The following is a 16,266-nucleotide window of genomic DNA, read 5'->3' on the forward strand; positions in this document are numbered from 1 at the left end:
GAGGGACCGGAGGGGCGGGACATGGTCGAGGATCTGCCGGACATGGCGAGGCACCCCACGGTCGCCCCGACGCGCCGGCTGCCCGGCGGCGCCCGCGTCTGGGGTCCCGACAACGCCGCGGTCGACCTGGTCGCCGGCGTCGTCGGGAAGACCCCGCAGATCGCCTACATCGGCCAGTTCACGTACGCCGCCCCCGACTACACGGTGGACACCCTGGCCGACGCCGCCCTGGAACGCCCGATCGCCGGGCTGACCCGCACGCTGGCCGACAACATGGTGCGCCTCGACGCCGAGCTGTCCGACGCGCAGACCGGCCGGCTGATCCGCATCTTCCTGGTCGCCGACGGCGGCGCGGCCCACTGCACCGAGGTCGCCAACGGCCGCCACCTGGCCGGCGTGACTCTGCTCGAGGCCGACGCCGGGCAGGCCCCGCTGGACGCCGCGCGCCGGGCCGACAGCGTCTTCGCCGACCTGACCAACCAGCTGCGCCGGCAGATGAGCCAGCGGCCGCTCGACTACGGCGGCTGGCTCGCCCAGGCCGAGATCGGTTCGCGTCCGGCGCCGGTCGACTGCTCGTCCGGCGTCACGGTCGCACCGCGCATCGACGCCAGCGACGAACGGGCGGCCGAGATCTGCCTCGATCACGTCGGCTGCCGTCAGCTGCACTACGCGGCGGTCTACCGGCAGTCGGATGAGATCGCCTCGGTCGACGTCATGCACCACCCGGCCCTCGACCGCTTCAACTTCGACGACGACTCCGTCGAGGAGCGGCGCCACTTCTACGCCCACTTCGGCCTGCGGATCGGCCGCTACCTCAACGACCTCACCATCTCGGCCGAGCCGGTGATAGGGCCGTCGGTGCGCCACATCGTGCTCGACGTCGAACGGGGCGCGCTCTTCTTCCACCGGCTCGACCCCTCGACGTACGTGGTGGGTGTGTCCCTCGACCAGGACGAGGTGGCGACCGCCGAGCTGCAGATCGCCGCCCTGGCCCAGGACCTGCGTACGTGAGGTCGCTTCTGCGGATCGGGGTGTTCCTCGGCGTCGCCGGGCTTGGCTGGGCCGTCGCGGCGCTGTTCCACGTGCACGTCACCGACTCGCCCCAGGCCTATCTGCAGGCGGTCACGGTGCTGCTGGCGATCGGTCTGTTCGCGTCGGTGCAGGACATCGACCGCGGCGAGGCGCGCCGGCATTGGCGTACGGTCCTGCTCGTCATCACGGTGGGGGTGCTGCTCAAGGCGGCGCTGATCGCGGCGGTCATGTACGCGGCCTATCGCGAGCCGGCCTACCTGATCCTCGGCATCGCGGTGGCCCAGATCGATCCGCTGTCGTTCGCGGCGATCGGGCGGCGCGACGACATGTCGCCGCAGGCCCGCACGATCCTCGGGGCGTGGGCGTCGTTCGACGACCCGATCACCGTGGTGCTGACGGTCTTCCTCACGTCGTGGACGGCATCGTCGATCAACTCGGGCGGCGAGCTGCCCGACCTGGCCGGCGGACTGGGGCAGTTCGGCCGGACCCTGCTGCTCAACCTGATCTTCGTGGCCGTCGCCGGTCTGCTGTGGTGGATCACGAAGGTGACAGTCAGGAACGCGACGCTGCGCAACGCCCTGCAGATCGTGCTGGTGGTGGCGGCGGGGGCGGTCGCGGTCGTCGAGTTCCTGCTGCTGGGGCTGGCCGTCAGCGCGCTGTTCCTGCGGCCGCGGATGGGTTCGGTGCTGCGACTGTCGGCCGAGGGCGCCTACCTTCTGGGGACGTTCGCGCTGGGGCTGCTGCTGGTCAACGGCGGCATCAACCCGCTGGCCGGCCTGCTGCTCGGGGCGACCGCCTTCGGCGCACAGTACGTCGTGGGTTCGCTGGCGGCCGTCCGCCGCCCTCGCCGCGACCGGCGTGATCTGGCCTTCGGGCAGCAGAGCGGCATCACGGCGGTGATCCTCGCCCTGTTCCTCGACGAGTCGTTCCCGGGCACGGTCGGCATCGTCGCGCCCGCGATCCTCACCATCAACGTGCTCCACCTGGTCTTCAAATCCCTGCGTCGCGACCGCACCGTCGCGACGCCGGTCGAACCCACCCCGGACGACCCGGCCGCGCGCCGGCCGGCCGGCAACGGGGCCGGCCGCCCGGGCTGACGCCCCTATTGCTCCGGCAGGCTGGCCGGCAGCAGCAGCTCGACGCGACCGGAGAGTGCGGCCAGCGCGTCGTTGGTGCGGAGCACCCGGGTCGACCGCAGGTTCTCGCCCAGCGCGCCGCCCGGATCGTTCTCGGACACGAGCGAGAAGTCGGCCAGCGGCTCGACCTGCTGGATCGGCAGGTAGTCGAGCAGCAGCGTGAACATCTGCCCGATCTCCTTGAGACGCTGCATGTCGTCCTCGGCGGGCGGGCCGTTCAGCTCGCGGTACCAGTCGGTGACCGCCGACCGGTACGACTCCGTCAGCTCCTGCAGCAGCACCGAGACACCGGCCGCGGTGTGCGCCTCCTGGTGCCGCAGCGTCATGCGCAGCAGCCTGCGGGCGGCGGCCGAGTCTTCGTTGTCGCCGAACGCGAGGTCGAACACGTGGGTGACCCGGCGGGGCACGTCGAGCAGGCCCAGCACCTCGTTGAAGGCCTCGGCGACCTCGGCCGGCAGCGCCGCGGCCGCGCCGCTGAGCGCGGGACCGGTCAGCCCCTGGTCGCGGGCGCTCACCTCGATCACCTCGTTGAGCTGGCGGGCCAGATCGGACACCCGCTGCTCCGAGGTCGACGCGACGTTGTCCAGGTGGGACGCCATCCGCAGGATCAGGCCCTGGGTGTTGGCGAGCTGCTGCCCCATGCGGTCGACCCGGGCCAGCAGGGTGACGACCGGGTCGCGGCCGGCCAGCCGCTCGAAGCCGCGCTCCATCGCCTTGAGCTCGGCTTCGAGCTGGTCGACGAAGCGGCGGCTGTCGTACGCCAGAGGGTCGCGGCCGAGCGCGTCACGCAGCCGGCCCTGGTAGCGCTCGGGAACGAGGCCGACGACGATCAGCAGGACCTCATGGTCGCCCTCGGCCTTCAGCCCGGCGATGCGTTCGAGCAGGTCGTCGAACTGGGAGTCGTCGAGAAGCGTCTTGGAGACCAGCAGCACCGTGGCGAACACCCGGCCCTCGGAGATCTCGCCGAGCGGCACGTAATAGGCCACGCGGGTCGCGCCGATGTAGCGGTCGCGATAGTAGGTGAGCCCGCGCTGGGTCAGCACCCGGCGCACTTCCGCGTGCATGTTGTCGGTGCTGCGTACGTAGAGGTTCTCGCGGGCCACGGTGCGCACCATGGCGTCGTTGACCGGTGTGCCCTCGTCGAACGACCGCCGGTAGAGCAGGTAGCAGAGGGCCACGATGTGCCGGGGCATGCCGCCCGCGACCTCGACGATGTAGCGGACCGTGTCTTCGCTGAACGGGGCCAGGCGCCGCTCGCCGAGCTGACGTTCCTGGCGCTGCTCGATGTAGTCGACAACGTCCTCGGCGGTCAGCGCGGTCATGTAGATCTGGTTGCCGATGCGCTCGCGTACGTCCTGCCGCAGCGCGTTCATGAAGTCGGGCAGCCCGGCCAGCACCAGGAAGGCGCCCGCGTCGGCGAAGACGGTGAGCAGCTTCTTGAGGGCGCCGTAGAGCTCTTCGGTCGGCAGGCTCGCGGCCGACAGCAGTTGGTCGACCTCGTCGATCACCACCACGAACCGGTTGGGGCCGTGGGCGATCAGCAGCGCGAAGACACCCATCGCCTCGAGCGCCGTGCCCTCGCGGGCGGTGATGCGCTCGACAATGCCGCGGTCGCGCAGCACCGGGCCGGGCTCGTTGCCCTGGAACCACTCCCACACCGCGTCGCGGAAGCCGTCGCGCATGAGCAGCGTCAACGCGGTCAGGAAGGCCCCGTTGTCGGTGATCGTGGCGAGTCGCTCGCGCACCTGGGAGAGGAAGGTGCTCTCGGCCCAGTGGTTCTCGCGGACCAGCTGTTGCGGGTCGGAATCGGCGTCGAGCAGCCGCTGGCGGATCGGTTCGTGCACGGGCGAGTTCGCCAGCGAATCGGCGACGACCTCGGCGTACATCTGCCGGACCCGGTCTTCGACGACGACCGCTTTGTTCTTGTAGAGATTGTGGGCGAACTCGCGATAAAGGTCGACGAAGGTCGTCGGCGGTGAGCTCAGGTAGACGCCCTGCACGTTGCGGCCGCCCTCGGCCTGGGCCTCGCTGAGCAGGTGAAAGGCGAGGTGGCTCTTGCCCGTGCCGTAATCGCCGACGATGGCGAGCACCCGGCCCCGTCCGAACGAGCCGGCCGGGGTGGCCGTGTTGGACAGGTAATACTTCAGCTCGGCCGTCGCCTGCCGGATGGCGTCGGTCGGAATGGTGACCGTGTCGGCGCCGATCTGCGCGACCTGGGCCACGGCCGACGAGGGAAACGGATTGATCTCACCGGCCGGGGTCGCCGCCGTGTGGTGATCGGTCATCGCCTGCCCCCATGGGAAGCTTTTCGGAAGTAGAAATCCGTGATGTGCTCGTAGGTCACCGCGGGGACGGCATCGTTCCGACGGGGTATGTCGTCGTAGACCTCCCAGATTAGCTTCTGCAGGTCACCGATGGTGGTATCTCGTGCGGTGATGATCCTTTCGAGCGTCCCCTCGGTGGGTTCCGGAACGGCGGCGTCGGGCGGGTAGAGCTTGCGGCGGGCCCGGTAGAACAGGTCGCCGTCGGCTGCCCGCAACGGCCCCAGCTCGAGCACCGACGACACCGCCCGGGACCGCTCGACAAGGGAGTAGGCCTCCTCCGCCTTCACGACGAACGCCGTCTCAGTCAGCAACATGACTCGTTTGGGGACCAACTGTGCATATTGCGTGATCTCCGAGGTGAGGTCGTCGCTCGGCGGGAGCACGACCACGACGACGACCTCGGGGATCACGGCCTTGGCCAGCCGGGAGATGATGGCCTGGGGCGAGTCGGCGCTGAGCAGCCGATCGTCGAGGATGACGCCCGCGGCGAACAGTTCCTCCTTGAGAGTGGCGCAGACCTCGCGCATGCGCTCCTCGATCGCCTTGCCCGCGGTCACCGGCACCCGCGTGCAGTCGAGCACCAGGACCTCTTTGCCCGGGGCGCCGAGGTTGGCCTTCAACCATTGCGCGCAGCGATAGAGCAGGGCCGTCTTGCCGGTCTGCGTGCGGCCGGTGGCGATGACGATCGCGCCGTGGTTGAGCCACCGGGCATCGGCGAAGTCGCGCTGGAACTGCTCGAACGCCGCCCTGGTGTCGTCGACGTCGACGAACCGTTTCATGAGCTCGGGATTCTCGACCGGATTGAGCGGCAGCTTCGACATGCCGCGCAACAGGCCCGGGATGTCCATCGGGTTGACCGGGTCGCTCACGACGTGGCTCCCGTCATCTCGGGGTGCCGCCGGAACGGGCGCTGAAGGGCGAGCGACATGTCTTCCACGTCCTGGGTGATTTCCTGGACGGCGTCCATGGCCGCTTTCTCGGCGGCGGCGCGGGCCTCGTCGCTGCCGCTGCGGAACTTCGCCACCGCGAAACGTTCCAGGAATGACTTGTCGTACAACTTGTCGGCTACTTTCCTCGGAACTGTCCAGCCGCCGCGCAGGGCCCTGACCTGTTCGAGCTGGGTGACCAGGTCGGCGCGGGCCCGCCACAGGCGGTCGGTCGACGGGGTGGTGCCGCCCTTCTGGTCGGTCAGCGCCAGCACGAGGGCCTCGGCCTCGTTGCGCAGCAGCCGTGCGGACGCGCGCAGGGCGGCGGCCAGCGACTGGCGACCGGTGAAGACGGCCATCTGCAGCCCGATCAGCCAGGTGAGCAGCGAACCCGCCACGAGCGGGACGAGCAGGGTGAGCACGTTCTGCAGCGGGCCGGGACCGGGTGCACGACCTGACTTCTCCAACTGGACGGAGGCGATCAGGGCTTCGCACGCCTGGTCGAAATCGCCGCCCTCGTCGGAACGCCACTTCTCCAGCGTCAACCGGGTCGTGGCCGGGGCGGACCGGGGACGGACCTCATCGGCGCCCACGCGATCGACGAGACCGAGCATCACGGCCGTGTCGACCAGGCGGGACCGCTGGTGGCCCAGGCAGAAGACGGTGGCGCCGTCATCGGCCCACGCCGGCCCGGCCACCCCCGCGCCCAGCAACACCCCGACCAGAACGGTGGCCGCGCGCCGGGGTGAAGTCATAGCCACGCACTGTATCGGGCTCATGCCCACCCACGCTGCAGCCCTGTGGACAACCGCGCCGTACTCCAGGTGTCGTAAGAACGACTCTCCATTTCGTCCTCCGCGAGACGGCCCGTCACATGGTTCCACGCTATGCCGCCGCCCGCCTTTCCGGATCACGCGACCGGCTGACGTACATCGATCACTCGTCCACTCACACCAGCAACACCGCCCCTCAGAAACACGGATTGGACGTCCCGCCGGATCAAAGCAATCGCTCCACCTTGGAGTCATAGTTGGCGCCGCTGGGTTGTCCACAGGCCGGCCCGCGGCCTCGATGCAACGCGTAGGGTGGGCGGCCCCCCTGGGCGGGCGGGGAAGGTCACGGACGGTAGGGAACCCACGCTGAAGTGGCGGCTGTTCACTCGGGTGGCGGGTGGTGCGGGTCACCCTCGAAAACGGCCCGCGTGAGGGTCAGCACGGATGGACGCGCAGGTCAGCAGCAGGCAGGGTCAGAGGGAAAGCCGGCTTTCTGTCTGACGAAGGGTGATCTCGCGTGTCGCTGTTCTGGCGGATCTTCTCGCTGAACGCGGCGGTTCTGACCGTCGCGGCCCTCGTGCTGCTCTTCGCCCCGGTGACCGTGTCGACGACCGCGCGGCTGGCCGAAGCGCTGATCATCCTGGCCGGCACCGCGGTCACGCTGATCGCCAACGCCGTCATGCTGCGGGTCGGCCTGGCCCCGCTCCAGCGGCTCACCCGGGTGATGACCACGGTCGACCTCCTCAAGCCCGGCACCCGGCTGGCACCCCGCGGCCAGGGTGAGATCGCCGCCCTGATCAGCGCGTTCAACGCCATGCTGGACCGCCTCGAGGCCGAGCGGGCCGGCAGCGCGGGCCGGGCCCTGTCGGCGCAGGAGGCCGAACGGCACCGGATCGCACAGGAGCTGCACGATGAGATCGGCCAGACCCTGACCGCCGTCCTGCTCGACCTCAAACGGGTCGCCCAGGCCGCCCCCGAGCCGTTGCGTGACCAGCTCCTTCAGGTGCAGGAGAGCACGCGCAACAGCCTCGACGAGATCCGCCGCATCGCCCGTCGCCTGCGCCCCGGCGTACTCGAGGAACTCGGTCTGGCCAGTGCCCTGCGCGCGCTGGCCGGCGAGTTCACCACGGCCGGTCTCGCGGTGCGCCGCCAGGTCGGATCCGACCTGCCCGTATTGCGCAAGGAGGTCGAGCTCGTGGTCTACCGGGTCGCCCAGGAGAGCCTGACCAACGCGGCCCGCCACTCGGCCGCCCAGCACGTCGACCTGGTGCTGGCGAGCAAGGACGGCGGCGTCCAACTGTGCGTCCGCGACGACGGCCGGGGCCTTCGGGGTGCACCCGAGGGCGCCGGCATCCGTGGCATGCGGGAACGGGCCCTGCTGATCGGCGCCGGGCTGACCGTCGAATCGGGGACGACCGGGGGCACGGCCGTGCAGTTGCAGGTGCCCACCGCATGACCGACCGCACCGGGGTCAGCGAAGCGTCCGAAGGGCCGGGAGGGCATGCCATGACGCTCGGCAAGACGCGCATCCTTCTCGCCGACGACCATGCCCTCGTACGCCGTGGGGTCCGCCTGATTCTCGACAGCGAACCCGATCTCGAGGTCATCGGCGAGGCGGCCGACGGCGCGGAAGCACTGAGCCTGGCCGCGGCCGACCCGCCTGACCTGGCCGTACTCGATATCGCTATGCCCCGGATGACCGGCCTGCAGGCGGCCCGTGAGCTCAGCCGCAGCCAGCCGAACCTGCGCATCCTCATCCTGACCATGTACGACAACGAGCAGTTCTTCTTCGAGGCGTTGCGCGTCGGTGCGGCCGGTTACGTGCTGAAGTCCGCCGCCGACCGCGACCTTGTCGAGGCCTGCCACGCCGCCATGCGCGACGAGCCGTTCCTCTACCCCGGCGCGGAGACCGCCCTGATCCGCGAATACCTGGAGCGGGCCCGCACGGGCGCCGACATCCCCGACCGGGCCGTCACCGAACGTGAGGAGGAGATCCTGAAGCTGGTCGCCGAGGGCCACTCGACCCGCGAGATCGCCGAACTGCTCTACATCAGCGTCAAGACCGTCGAGCGGCACCGCTCCAACATCCTGGCCAAGCTGGGCCTCAAGGACCGGCAGGAACTGACCCGGTACGCCATCCGCGCCGGACTGATCGAGCCGTGATGCTGCTCGCGATCCTGGTCCTGCACGCCGCCGCCGCTCTTCTGGCCCCGGCGCTGGTCCGCCGGATCGGCAACAACGCTCTCTACGTTCTCGCGCTCGTCCCCGCGGCCACCTTCACCTGGGCCCTCGTCCGCAGGCCCCCGGTGGCCGAGACGTACCCCTGGGTTCCGCACCTCGGCATGGATCTCGCACTGCGCCTGGGCACGCTCTCGTGGCTCATGCTGCTCATCGTCAGCGGCATCGGCGCGGTCGTGCTGGCCTACTGCGCCCGCTACTTCCCCGACGGCGACCCGAGCCTGGGCCGGTTCGCGGGTGTCTTCCTCGGGTTCGCGGCGGCCATGACCGGCCTGGTGATCGCCGACGACCTCCTTCTCCTGTACGTGTTCTGGGAGCTCACGACCGTCTTCTCGTACCTGCTCATCGGTCACCGGGGCGAGCACGCGGCCGGCCGCCGAGCAGCGATGCAGGCCCTGGTCGTGACGACCGCGGGCGGCCTGGCCATGCTCGTCGGCTTCGTCATGCTCGGGCACGGCGCCGGCACGTACCGCTGGTCCGACATCGTGGCCGGCCCGCTCCCGGCGGGCAGCGCGACCGCCGCCGTGCTGATCCTGGCCGGCGCGCTGTCCAAGTCGGCGATCTTCCCGTTCAGCTTCTGGCTGCCCGCCGCGATGGCCGCGCCCACCCCCGCCTCGGCCTATCTGCACGCCGCGTCGATGGTGAAGGCCGGTGTCTTCCTGCTCGGCCTGCTCGGCCCGCTGCTGGCCCTGACCGAGCCGTGGCGTCCCGTCGCGCTCGTCGCCGGCGCCGTGACATTGCTGCTCGGCGGTTGGACCGCGATGCGCCAGCACGACCTGAAACTGCTTCTGGCGTACGGCACCGTCAGCCAACTGGGCCTGCTGACGATCGCTCTCGGCGCCGCCGGGCGGGCGGCCGCGCTCGCCGGTGCCGCCCTGCTGCTCGCGCACGCCCTGTTCAAGGCCGCGCTCTTCCTCGTGGTCGGCGTCGTCGACCGCCTGACCGGCACCCGTGACCTGCGCGAGCTGAGCGGCCTCGGTCGCCGGATGCCCGTGCTCGCCGCCGTCGCCGCGCTGGCCGTGGCCTCGATGGTGGGCGTGCCGCCGCTGGCCGGGTTCGTCGGCAAGGAGACGCTGTTCGCCGCGTTCGAGCACGACCCGCTGGTGCTGTCGGCCCTGGCCGCCGGTTCCGCGCTGACCGTCGCGTACGGCCTGAGGTTCCTCTGGGGTGCCTTCGCGCGCAAGCCCGGCGTGCAGGCACAGTCCCCGCCCCGGGCCGGGTTCGCCTTCCTCGCTCCCGCCGCGCTGCTGGCGCTCACGGGTCTCGCGGCCGGGATCGGCGCGTCGTGGCTCGACGGCGTCCTCACCCCGTACGCCGATCTGTTCCCCGGCCCCACCGGCGATCACCTCGCGCTGTGGCACGGCTTCAACCTGCCGCTGCTGCTGTCCGGGGTCGTCCTGGCCGTCGGCGGCGCTCTCTTCGCCCTGAAACGGTGGCCCGCCCGCCGCCTGCCCGCCGCCGAGGCGGTCTATCAGCGGTTGATGGCCGCGCTCGATCGGGCCGCCGTCGAGGTCACCGGGGCCACCCAGCGGGGTTCGCTGCCGTTCTCGCTCGGCGTGATCCTGCTGGTCCTGGTGCTGCTGGGGGCGAGCACCCTGCTGCTCACCGGTCCGTGGGAGACCGGCGTACGCCTTTGGGACACCCCTCTGCAGCTCGTGGCGGGGGTCGTCGTGGCCGCCGCCGCGCTGATCGCCGCCCGTTCGCGCCGCCGCCTGACCGCGATGATCCTCGTCGGCGTCTGCGGGTACGGCGTGGCGGTCCTGTTCGTCCTGCACGGCGCGCCCGATCTCGCGCTCACCCAGTTCCTGGTCGAGACGGTCACGATCGTCATGTTCGTGCTGGTGCTGCGCCGTCTGCCGGTGCGGTTCTCGGCGCGGCCGTTGCTGGCCAGCCGGGTGATCCGCTCGACCCTGGCCGTGGCGACCGGGCTCGTCGCGGCGGGCATGGCCTACGTGGCGGTCGGCGGCCGCATCGCCGTGCCCATCTCGGGCGACTTCGCCGAGCCGGCCGTGTCGTACGGCGGTGGACACAACATCGTGAACGTGGCGCTGGTCGACATCCGCGCCTGGGACACCATGGGTGAGATCTCGGTGCTGGTCGTGGCCGCGACCGGCGTGGCCAGCCTGATCTTCCGGCGCACCGGTGCGTTGCAGCGCCGCCGCGCCGAGCGGGGCACCACGCAGGTGCAGCCCGAGCCGGGCCCGTGGCTGCGCGCGGGCGACAACCCGGAGGCCGGCCGCCAGTCGATCATCCTGCAGGTGGTGGCCCGGCTGCTGTTCCACACGATCGTGCTGTTCTCGGTCTACCTTCTCTTCTCGGGCCACAACGCGCCGGGTGGCGGCTTCGCCGGGGGTCTGGTCGCCGGGCTGGCGCTGACCACGCGCTATCTGGCCGGCGGTCGCCGCGAGCTGAACGCGGCCGCACCCGTCGACGCCGGTCTCGTGCTCGGGGCGGGCCTGCTGACCGCGGTCGGCACCGGCGCGGCGGCCCTGCTGGCGGGCGGCCAGGTCTTGCAGAGCGCGCTGCTCGACGTCCACCTGCCCGTGCTCGGGCACATCCACTTCGCCACGTCCGTCTTCTTCGACATCGGCGTCTACCTGATCGTGGTCGCGCTGGTCCTGGAGATCCTGCGCAGCCTCGGGGCCGAGCTCGACCGCCAGCACGACGTCGCCGCACGCGAGGCGAAACGGGCGATCGAACGACAGAAGGAGCCGGTCTGATGACTCCGAATCTCGTCTACGTCGTGGTGATCGGCGTGCTGTTCGCGGCGGGCGTCTCGATGGTGCTGGAGCGCAGCCTCACCCGCGTACTCATGGGAATGATCCTTCTCGGGAACGGTGTGAACCTGTTGATCCTGCTGGGCGGCAAGGCCGGATCGCCGCCGATCGTCGGCTCGTCGCCCCAGGAGGAGATGGCCGATCCGCTGCCCCAGATCATGATCCTGACCGCGATCGTGATCACGCTGGGCATGACCGCGTTCCTGCTGGCCCTCGCCTATCGAAGCTGGGCGCTGTCCGGCCACGACGAGGTGCAGGACGACGTCGAGGACCGCCGCATCATGCAGCTCGCCGAACGCGACGAGGGTTCCGGCATCGACGACACCGAGGATGCCCGATGAACTTCCTTGTCCCGCTGCCCGTCGTGATGCCGCTCTTCGGAGCCGCGCTGACCCTGATGATGGCCCGCAAGCCGCGAGCCCAGCGGGCCGTCAGCCTCACCGTGCTGGTGGCCACCCTGGCCGTCTCATGCGCCATGCTGTGGCTGACCACGACCGGTGAACCCCTCGTCGTGGCGGTCGGCGGGTGGGCGGCGCCGCTGGGCATCGTGCTCATCGCCGACCAGCTCGCCGCGCTCATGCTCGTCGTCTCGTCGGCCGTGACCGTCTGCGTGCTGGTCTATTCGATCGGGCAGGGCATGGCCGACGGGCACGACGAGACGCCGCTGTCGGTCTACCACCCGACATACCTGATCCTGACGGCCGGCGTCACGAACGCGTTCCTCGCCGGTGACCTGTTCAACCTGTACGTCGGGTTCGAGATCCTGCTCGTGGCCAGCTATGTGCTGCTCACCCTCGGGGGCACCGAGAACAGGATCCGCGCCGGGTCGACGTACGTGGTGGTCTCGCTCCTGTCCTCGGTGATCTTCTTGACGGCGATCGGGCTGATCTACGGCGCGACCGGCACGCTGAACATGGCGCAGCTCGCCGAGCGGCTCGACGCGTTGCCCGACGGCCTGCGGCTGATGCTGCAGGGCATGCTGCTGCTCGCGTTCGGCATCAAGGCCGCGGTTTTCCCGCTGTCGTCGTGGCTTCCCGACAGCTATCCGACGGCGCCGGCCCCCGTCACGGCCGTGTTCGCCGGGCTGCTGACCAAGGTCGGGGTGTACGCCATCATTCGCACGGAGACTCTGCTGTTCCCCGGAGGACGGGCCGCGATCGTGCTGCTGATCGTCGGCCTGCTCACGATGGTGGTCGGGATCCTCGGTGCGGTCGCGCAGTCCGACATCAAACGTCTGCTGTCGTTCACGCTGGTCAGCCACATCGGGTACCTGCTCTTCGGCGTCGGGCTGACCACGCAGCTCGGCCTGTCCAGCGCGATCTTCTACGTCGTTCACCACATCACCATCCAGACCACGCTGTTCCTGGCCGCCGGGCTCATCGAGAAACGAGGCGGCAGTACGGCTTTGGACAAGCTCGGTGGCCTGGCCAAACTCTCGCCCCTGCTCGCCGTGCTGTTCCTCGTGCCCGCGCTGAACCTGGCCGGCATCCCGCCGTTCTCGGGCTTCATCGGCAAACTCGGACTCGTACAGGCCGGGGTGGCCGACGGCGGGGTGCTCGCCTGGCTGCTGGTCGCGGGCGGCATCCTGACCAGTCTGCTCACGCTCTACGCGGTGGCGCGCGTGTGGAACCTGGCCTTCTGGCGCACCCCACGCCCGTCGATGCCGTCCGTACGTCTCCCCGCGCTGATGGTCACCCCGACGCTCGCGCTGGTCGTCCTCGGCGTCGCGCTGACGGTTGTGGCCGGGCCGCTGTTCGAAGTCGGCGACCAGGCGGCCGCGTCCCTGCTCTCCCGCGCCTACTACGTCGAGGCCGTCTTCTCCGGGGGTACGCCATGACCCGCGGACGGTGGCGCGACCGCTGCGTGGCCGCGCTCGGGCTGACCCTGATCTGGGTGCTGTTGTGGGGTTCGTTCACGCCCCTGACGTTCATCGGCGGCCTGCTGGTGGCGGTCGTGGTGCTGATCGTCTTCCCGTTGCCGCCGGTCACCTACGCCGGGCGCATCCACCCGGTGGGGCTGCTGCGGTTCGGTTTGAGATTTGTGTACGACCTGGTGATCGCCAGCGCCCAGGTCGTCGTGCTGGCGTTCCGGTTCGGGCACACGCCGGGCAGCGCGATCGTCGCCGTCTCGCTGCGCGCGCCGTCCGACCTCGGTCTGACGTTGACGGCCGAGGCGCTGTCGCTGGTTCCCGGCAGCCTGATCGTCGACGCCGACCGCGAACGCGGAGTCCTCTACGTGCACGTGCTCGGTGTCTCGTCCGCTCTTGAGGCCGATCGTTTCCGCGGCGACGTGCTCGACCTGGAACGCCGCATCATCCAGGCCTTCGGCTCCGCCGCCGAGCGCCGCGTCATCTCCTCGGGGGCTCCGTCATGACCGTCGTCGCCGTCGTCGTCACCACCCTGCTCGCCGCGGGCGCTGTCCTGGCCCTGGTGCGGGTCGTGCGCGGCCCGTCGATCCTCGACCGCATGGTCGCCACGGATGTGCTGCTCGCCGTCATCGTCATGGCGATCGCGGCCGAGGCGGCGTTCTCCCGCGACTCGACCGGCCTGCCCGTGCTCGCGGTGCTGTCCATCCTCGGCTTCACGGGTGCGGTCAGCGTGGCCCGCTTCGCGATCCGCCGCCGTACGGAGGAGACGTCATGAACACCGTGCTCGACTGGATCGCGTACGCCTGCCTGGTGATCGGCGCCCTGCTGAGCCTGTCGGCCGGCGTGGCCCTGATGCGCTTCCCCGACCTGCTCTCCCGCATGCACGCCGCCACCAAACCGCAGGTGCTGGGCCTGCTGCTGGTGCTGCTGGGCTGCGCCCTGCGGCTGCGCGACGCGGTCGACGTGACGACGCTGCTGCTGGTCGCGGTCTTCCAGATGGCCACCGCGCCCGTGGCGGCCCACATGATCGGCCGCGCTGCTTACCGAGCCGGCCAGGCCCGCGCCGACCTGCTCGTCGTCGACGACCTGGCCGACGTAGCCGACCCGGCCAACCGCCGCTGATCGCCGTGGAGCCGCCCATCCCGCCGCCGCCGGACCGTTGGCCTTCGCCCGGCCCGTCCCCGGACCCGTCACCCGACGGCCGGCTGGCCCGCCGGATAGCCGAGTCCCTGGCCGGCCACGACGCCTTCCGCCGCCAGCCCGTGGCCATCCAGGTGCAGAACCGCGTGGCCATCCTGACCGGCTCGGTCGAGAGCCCCGAGATCTACGACGCGCTGGCCCTCCACGTACGACAGACCCCCGGCGTCACCGACCTGTGCGACGGCCTCCTGATCGCCGACGGCGAGGCCCGCCTGCGAGCCGCCCGCCAGTTCGGCGAACTGGCCGCCCACCTGGCCGTGGCCCCTCCCCACCGCCCGATCCGCCGCCGCACCCGCGTCGGCGCCGTCCTGCTCGCCCTGCCGGTGACCGTCGTGCTGATCGAGATCGCAGGCTGGCTGGCCATCCTGTTCGCCATCGGCCTGCTCGCCCTCGCCGCCGACCTGCTGCTCCGCCGCCGGCGGCGATAACCGCACCTTCAGCGCTGATGTCCCGCGTCGTGGCCACGCTGCCGAGCGTCTCGGAGCCGATTGGCTGGACCTCGGAGAAGAACCGGTCAACGTTGCCGTCCTTCGAAGCGAGAGTTTGGTCGCTCGCGGATATCCGCAAAATCCGACAGACTACTGCCAGCCCTTGGGTGAGCGACGATTAGTCCGTGGAGTTCCGAGAACCAGAAAATGAGTATATTCCAGACGCGGACCTGGACGCGGGCGATACGGATCAAGACTCCGGACATGTCGGCGATGGATACTTTCCCATCGACATCCTGCCTACACATCTTGCACCAGATATCGAGTCTGCTTCCACCGCTGTCCCGGCGAACGCCAACGATCTCGACGACCAACGATCGGCCGAACCCGGCTACGGGACAGCCCGGACCGATGATCCTCCTACCCCACCGGAGCATTGGGAGGACCCGACAACCCGGGAGATCTATAACGTGATCGAGACTCTCGACGTCAAGCTTCAGGGATCGGAACACGGACAGGTCGGCACGGCGCACGAGAGAAGCACACCTGAAATGGAAGACTGGCAGATTGAGAAGCCACTGCCGAAGCTTCTTTTCATGCTTGCCGCCGTCGACGACAAGGTTCGAACGCTCTCTGACCCCCGGCTGACCGACGAGGAACACAGCGAGGCAGCTCGGGAAATAGTCGGCGCGCTGAGGACTGTCTCTCACGGCTTGCTCGCCTCACGCCCTGCCTTCCCAGAGATAACCACACCGAGTTCCGAGACGGATGAGTTCTTGGCCGAGCTGGGTCTCCGGATTGACTGGCAGGTGCAGACCCGAGGTCTGTTCTGGCCACCGCCTCGCAAGGACGGCGCTTCGTCGGCCGCCTTGGATCTGCAGTTTCTGTACCGATGCGCTTCGAGGAGTGACCCGGTCAGCTCTGATCAGCTTCGACAAAAGATCCAGAAACTCGAACAGCTCACCGGCAACCTGTTCGACAACTGGACAACATTGGATCGCCGAAGAATCACTGAGGCTCTGAAACAGAAAGACCCCGACTCGCCGACCTCAAGGATCGGTGCGGTGCTCAGCAGCTCGGCGCTTCTCATCTCGCTCATCCAGGGGCCTGGAGCACTGCACGACCTGCCGGGCGACATCGAGAACCTCGGTGGAGACATCGGGTCGGTGGTCAGCGCCGTTATGGCCGGCCTCTCGTGGCTGCTGGACGCATTGATCTCACTAATCCTGCCGCTGGTGACATAGCGGTGGGATTCTTACCCGCAACCGCTTGTTGAGCCGGGAGCCTGAGCGGCGATCACCCGCAGGCCCTCGTGCAGATAGGCGTACCCGGTAGAGCGGCTCACCGTGTTGTCGGCGGCCAGCTGCCGGATCCGGGTGCCGTCGAGCAGCCAGCGCATCACCAGGACCGCCTGCCGGTAACAGCCCAGCCTACGCGTGCCCGCCTTGGTTGCCAGCCGCCGCCGCTCGGCGTGCTGCAGCACGGAAACGAACAACACGGTGGGCTCCGGCACAGGCAGAACAGCGCTGCATGGGGCACTCATAACGACAGAGAGCCCCTGGTGA

General features: G+C 69.7%; 15 protein-coding genes and 1 pseudogene. 12 read left to right on the forward strand and 4 right to left on the reverse strand.

Translation table 11 applies throughout. The features are described from left to right. Positions 1–21 precede the first annotated feature (21 nt). Positions 22–1,011: a hypothetical protein gene (locus tag EER30_RS23140; protein WP_164842456.1), complete on the forward strand. Its 990-nt coding sequence runs from the start codon at positions 22–24 to the stop codon at positions 1,009–1,011. After that, the gene (locus EER30_RS23145; protein WP_127502605.1) at positions 1,008–2,129 is read left to right on the forward strand and encodes a cation:proton antiporter; all 1,122 of its coding nucleotides are present in this window, start codon (positions 1,008–1,010) and stop codon (positions 2,127–2,129) included. The genes EER30_RS23140 and EER30_RS23145 overlap by 4 nt, the downstream gene beginning before the upstream one ends. A 5-nt stretch (positions 2,130–2,134) precedes the next feature. Here EER30_RS23145 and EER30_RS23150 read toward each other — a convergent pair whose 3' ends face one another. The 3 genes from EER30_RS23150 to EER30_RS23160 are packed head-to-tail and all read right to left on the reverse strand — an operon-like array spanning position 2,135 to position 6,173. Further along, positions 2,135–4,453: a hypothetical protein gene (locus EER30_RS23150; RefSeq protein ID WP_127502606.1), complete on the reverse strand. Its 2,319-nt coding sequence runs from the start codon at positions 4,451–4,453 to the stop codon at positions 2,135–2,137. Beyond that, positions 4,450–5,361 (reverse strand): hypothetical protein, encoded by a 912-nt coding sequence (locus EER30_RS23155; RefSeq protein WP_127502607.1) that lies wholly within the window; start codon positions 5,359–5,361, stop codon positions 4,450–4,452. Before EER30_RS23155 ends, EER30_RS23150 begins: the two co-directional genes overlap by 4 nt. Further along, the gene (locus tag EER30_RS23160) at positions 5,358–6,173 is read right to left on the reverse strand and encodes a hypothetical protein (RefSeq protein ID WP_127502608.1); all 816 of its coding nucleotides are present in this window, start codon (positions 6,171–6,173) and stop codon (positions 5,358–5,360) included. Before EER30_RS23160 ends, EER30_RS23155 begins: the two co-directional genes overlap by 4 nt. A gap of 535 nt (positions 6,174–6,708) precedes the next feature. On the opposite strand from EER30_RS23160, the gene EER30_RS23165 reads away from it, so the two are divergent. From EER30_RS23165 to EER30_RS23210, 10 genes are all read left to right on the forward strand, one after another. Next, on the forward strand, positions 6,709–7,647 hold the full coding sequence (locus EER30_RS23165) for a sensor histidine kinase (protein WP_127502609.1): 939 nt from the start codon (positions 6,709–6,711) through the stop codon (positions 7,645–7,647). After that, entirely contained in the window at positions 7,644–8,354 is a 711-nt protein-coding gene (locus EER30_RS23170) for a response regulator (RefSeq protein ID WP_240670253.1), read from the forward strand. The genes EER30_RS23165 and EER30_RS23170 overlap by 4 nt, the downstream gene beginning before the upstream one ends. A 2-nt stretch (positions 8,355–8,356) precedes the next feature. Further along, positions 8,357–11,149 (forward strand): Na+/H+ antiporter subunit A, encoded by a 2,793-nt coding sequence (locus tag EER30_RS23175; RefSeq protein ID WP_127502768.1) that lies wholly within the window; start codon positions 8,357–8,359, stop codon positions 11,147–11,149. Next, a complete protein-coding gene (locus EER30_RS23180; RefSeq protein WP_127502610.1) occupies positions 11,149–11,547 on the forward strand; it encodes a Na(+)/H(+) antiporter subunit C in 399 nt (132 codons plus the stop codon). The genes EER30_RS23175 and EER30_RS23180 overlap by 1 nt, the downstream gene beginning before the upstream one ends. Next, positions 11,544–13,043, forward strand: coding sequence for a Na+/H+ antiporter subunit D (locus EER30_RS23185; RefSeq protein ID WP_127502611.1), 1,500 nt, complete (start codon positions 11,544–11,546; stop codon positions 13,041–13,043). Before EER30_RS23180 ends, EER30_RS23185 begins: the two co-directional genes overlap by 4 nt. Further along, positions 13,040–13,579, forward strand: a complete 540-nt coding sequence (locus tag EER30_RS23190) for a Na+/H+ antiporter subunit E (RefSeq protein ID WP_127502612.1) — start codon at positions 13,040–13,042, stop codon at positions 13,577–13,579. The genes EER30_RS23185 and EER30_RS23190 overlap by 4 nt, the downstream gene beginning before the upstream one ends. Then, positions 13,576–13,848 (forward strand): monovalent cation/H+ antiporter complex subunit F, encoded by a 273-nt coding sequence (locus tag EER30_RS23195; protein ID WP_127502613.1) that lies wholly within the window; start codon positions 13,576–13,578, stop codon positions 13,846–13,848. The genes EER30_RS23190 and EER30_RS23195 overlap by 4 nt, the downstream gene beginning before the upstream one ends. Next, on the forward strand, positions 13,845–14,195 hold the full coding sequence (gene mnhG, locus EER30_RS23200; RefSeq protein ID WP_127502614.1) for a monovalent cation/H(+) antiporter subunit G: 351 nt from the start codon (positions 13,845–13,847) through the stop codon (positions 14,193–14,195). The genes EER30_RS23195 and mnhG overlap by 4 nt, the downstream gene beginning before the upstream one ends. Before the next feature lie 5 nt (positions 14,196–14,200). Next, on the forward strand, positions 14,201–14,701 hold the full coding sequence (locus EER30_RS23205; protein ID WP_164842457.1) for a BON domain-containing protein: 501 nt from the start codon (positions 14,201–14,203) through the stop codon (positions 14,699–14,701). Positions 14,702–14,886: 185 nt separating this feature from the next. After that, the gene (locus EER30_RS23210) at positions 14,887–15,945 is read left to right on the forward strand and encodes a hypothetical protein (protein WP_127502615.1); all 1,059 of its coding nucleotides are present in this window, start codon (positions 14,887–14,889) and stop codon (positions 15,943–15,945) included. A 32-nt stretch (positions 15,946–15,977) separates the two neighbouring features. Here EER30_RS23210 and EER30_RS23215 read toward each other — a convergent pair. After that, a pseudogene (locus EER30_RS23215) lies at positions 15,978–16,244 on the reverse strand (IS5/IS1182 family transposase); the annotation flags it as partial. Positions 16,245–16,266: the final 22 nt, after the last annotated feature.

Origin of the sequence: Actinoplanes solisilvae, from assembly GCF_003999975.1 — a bacterium.
Taxonomy (GTDB): domain Bacteria; phylum Actinomycetota; class Actinomycetes; order Mycobacteriales; family Micromonosporaceae; genus Actinoplanes; species Actinoplanes solisilvae.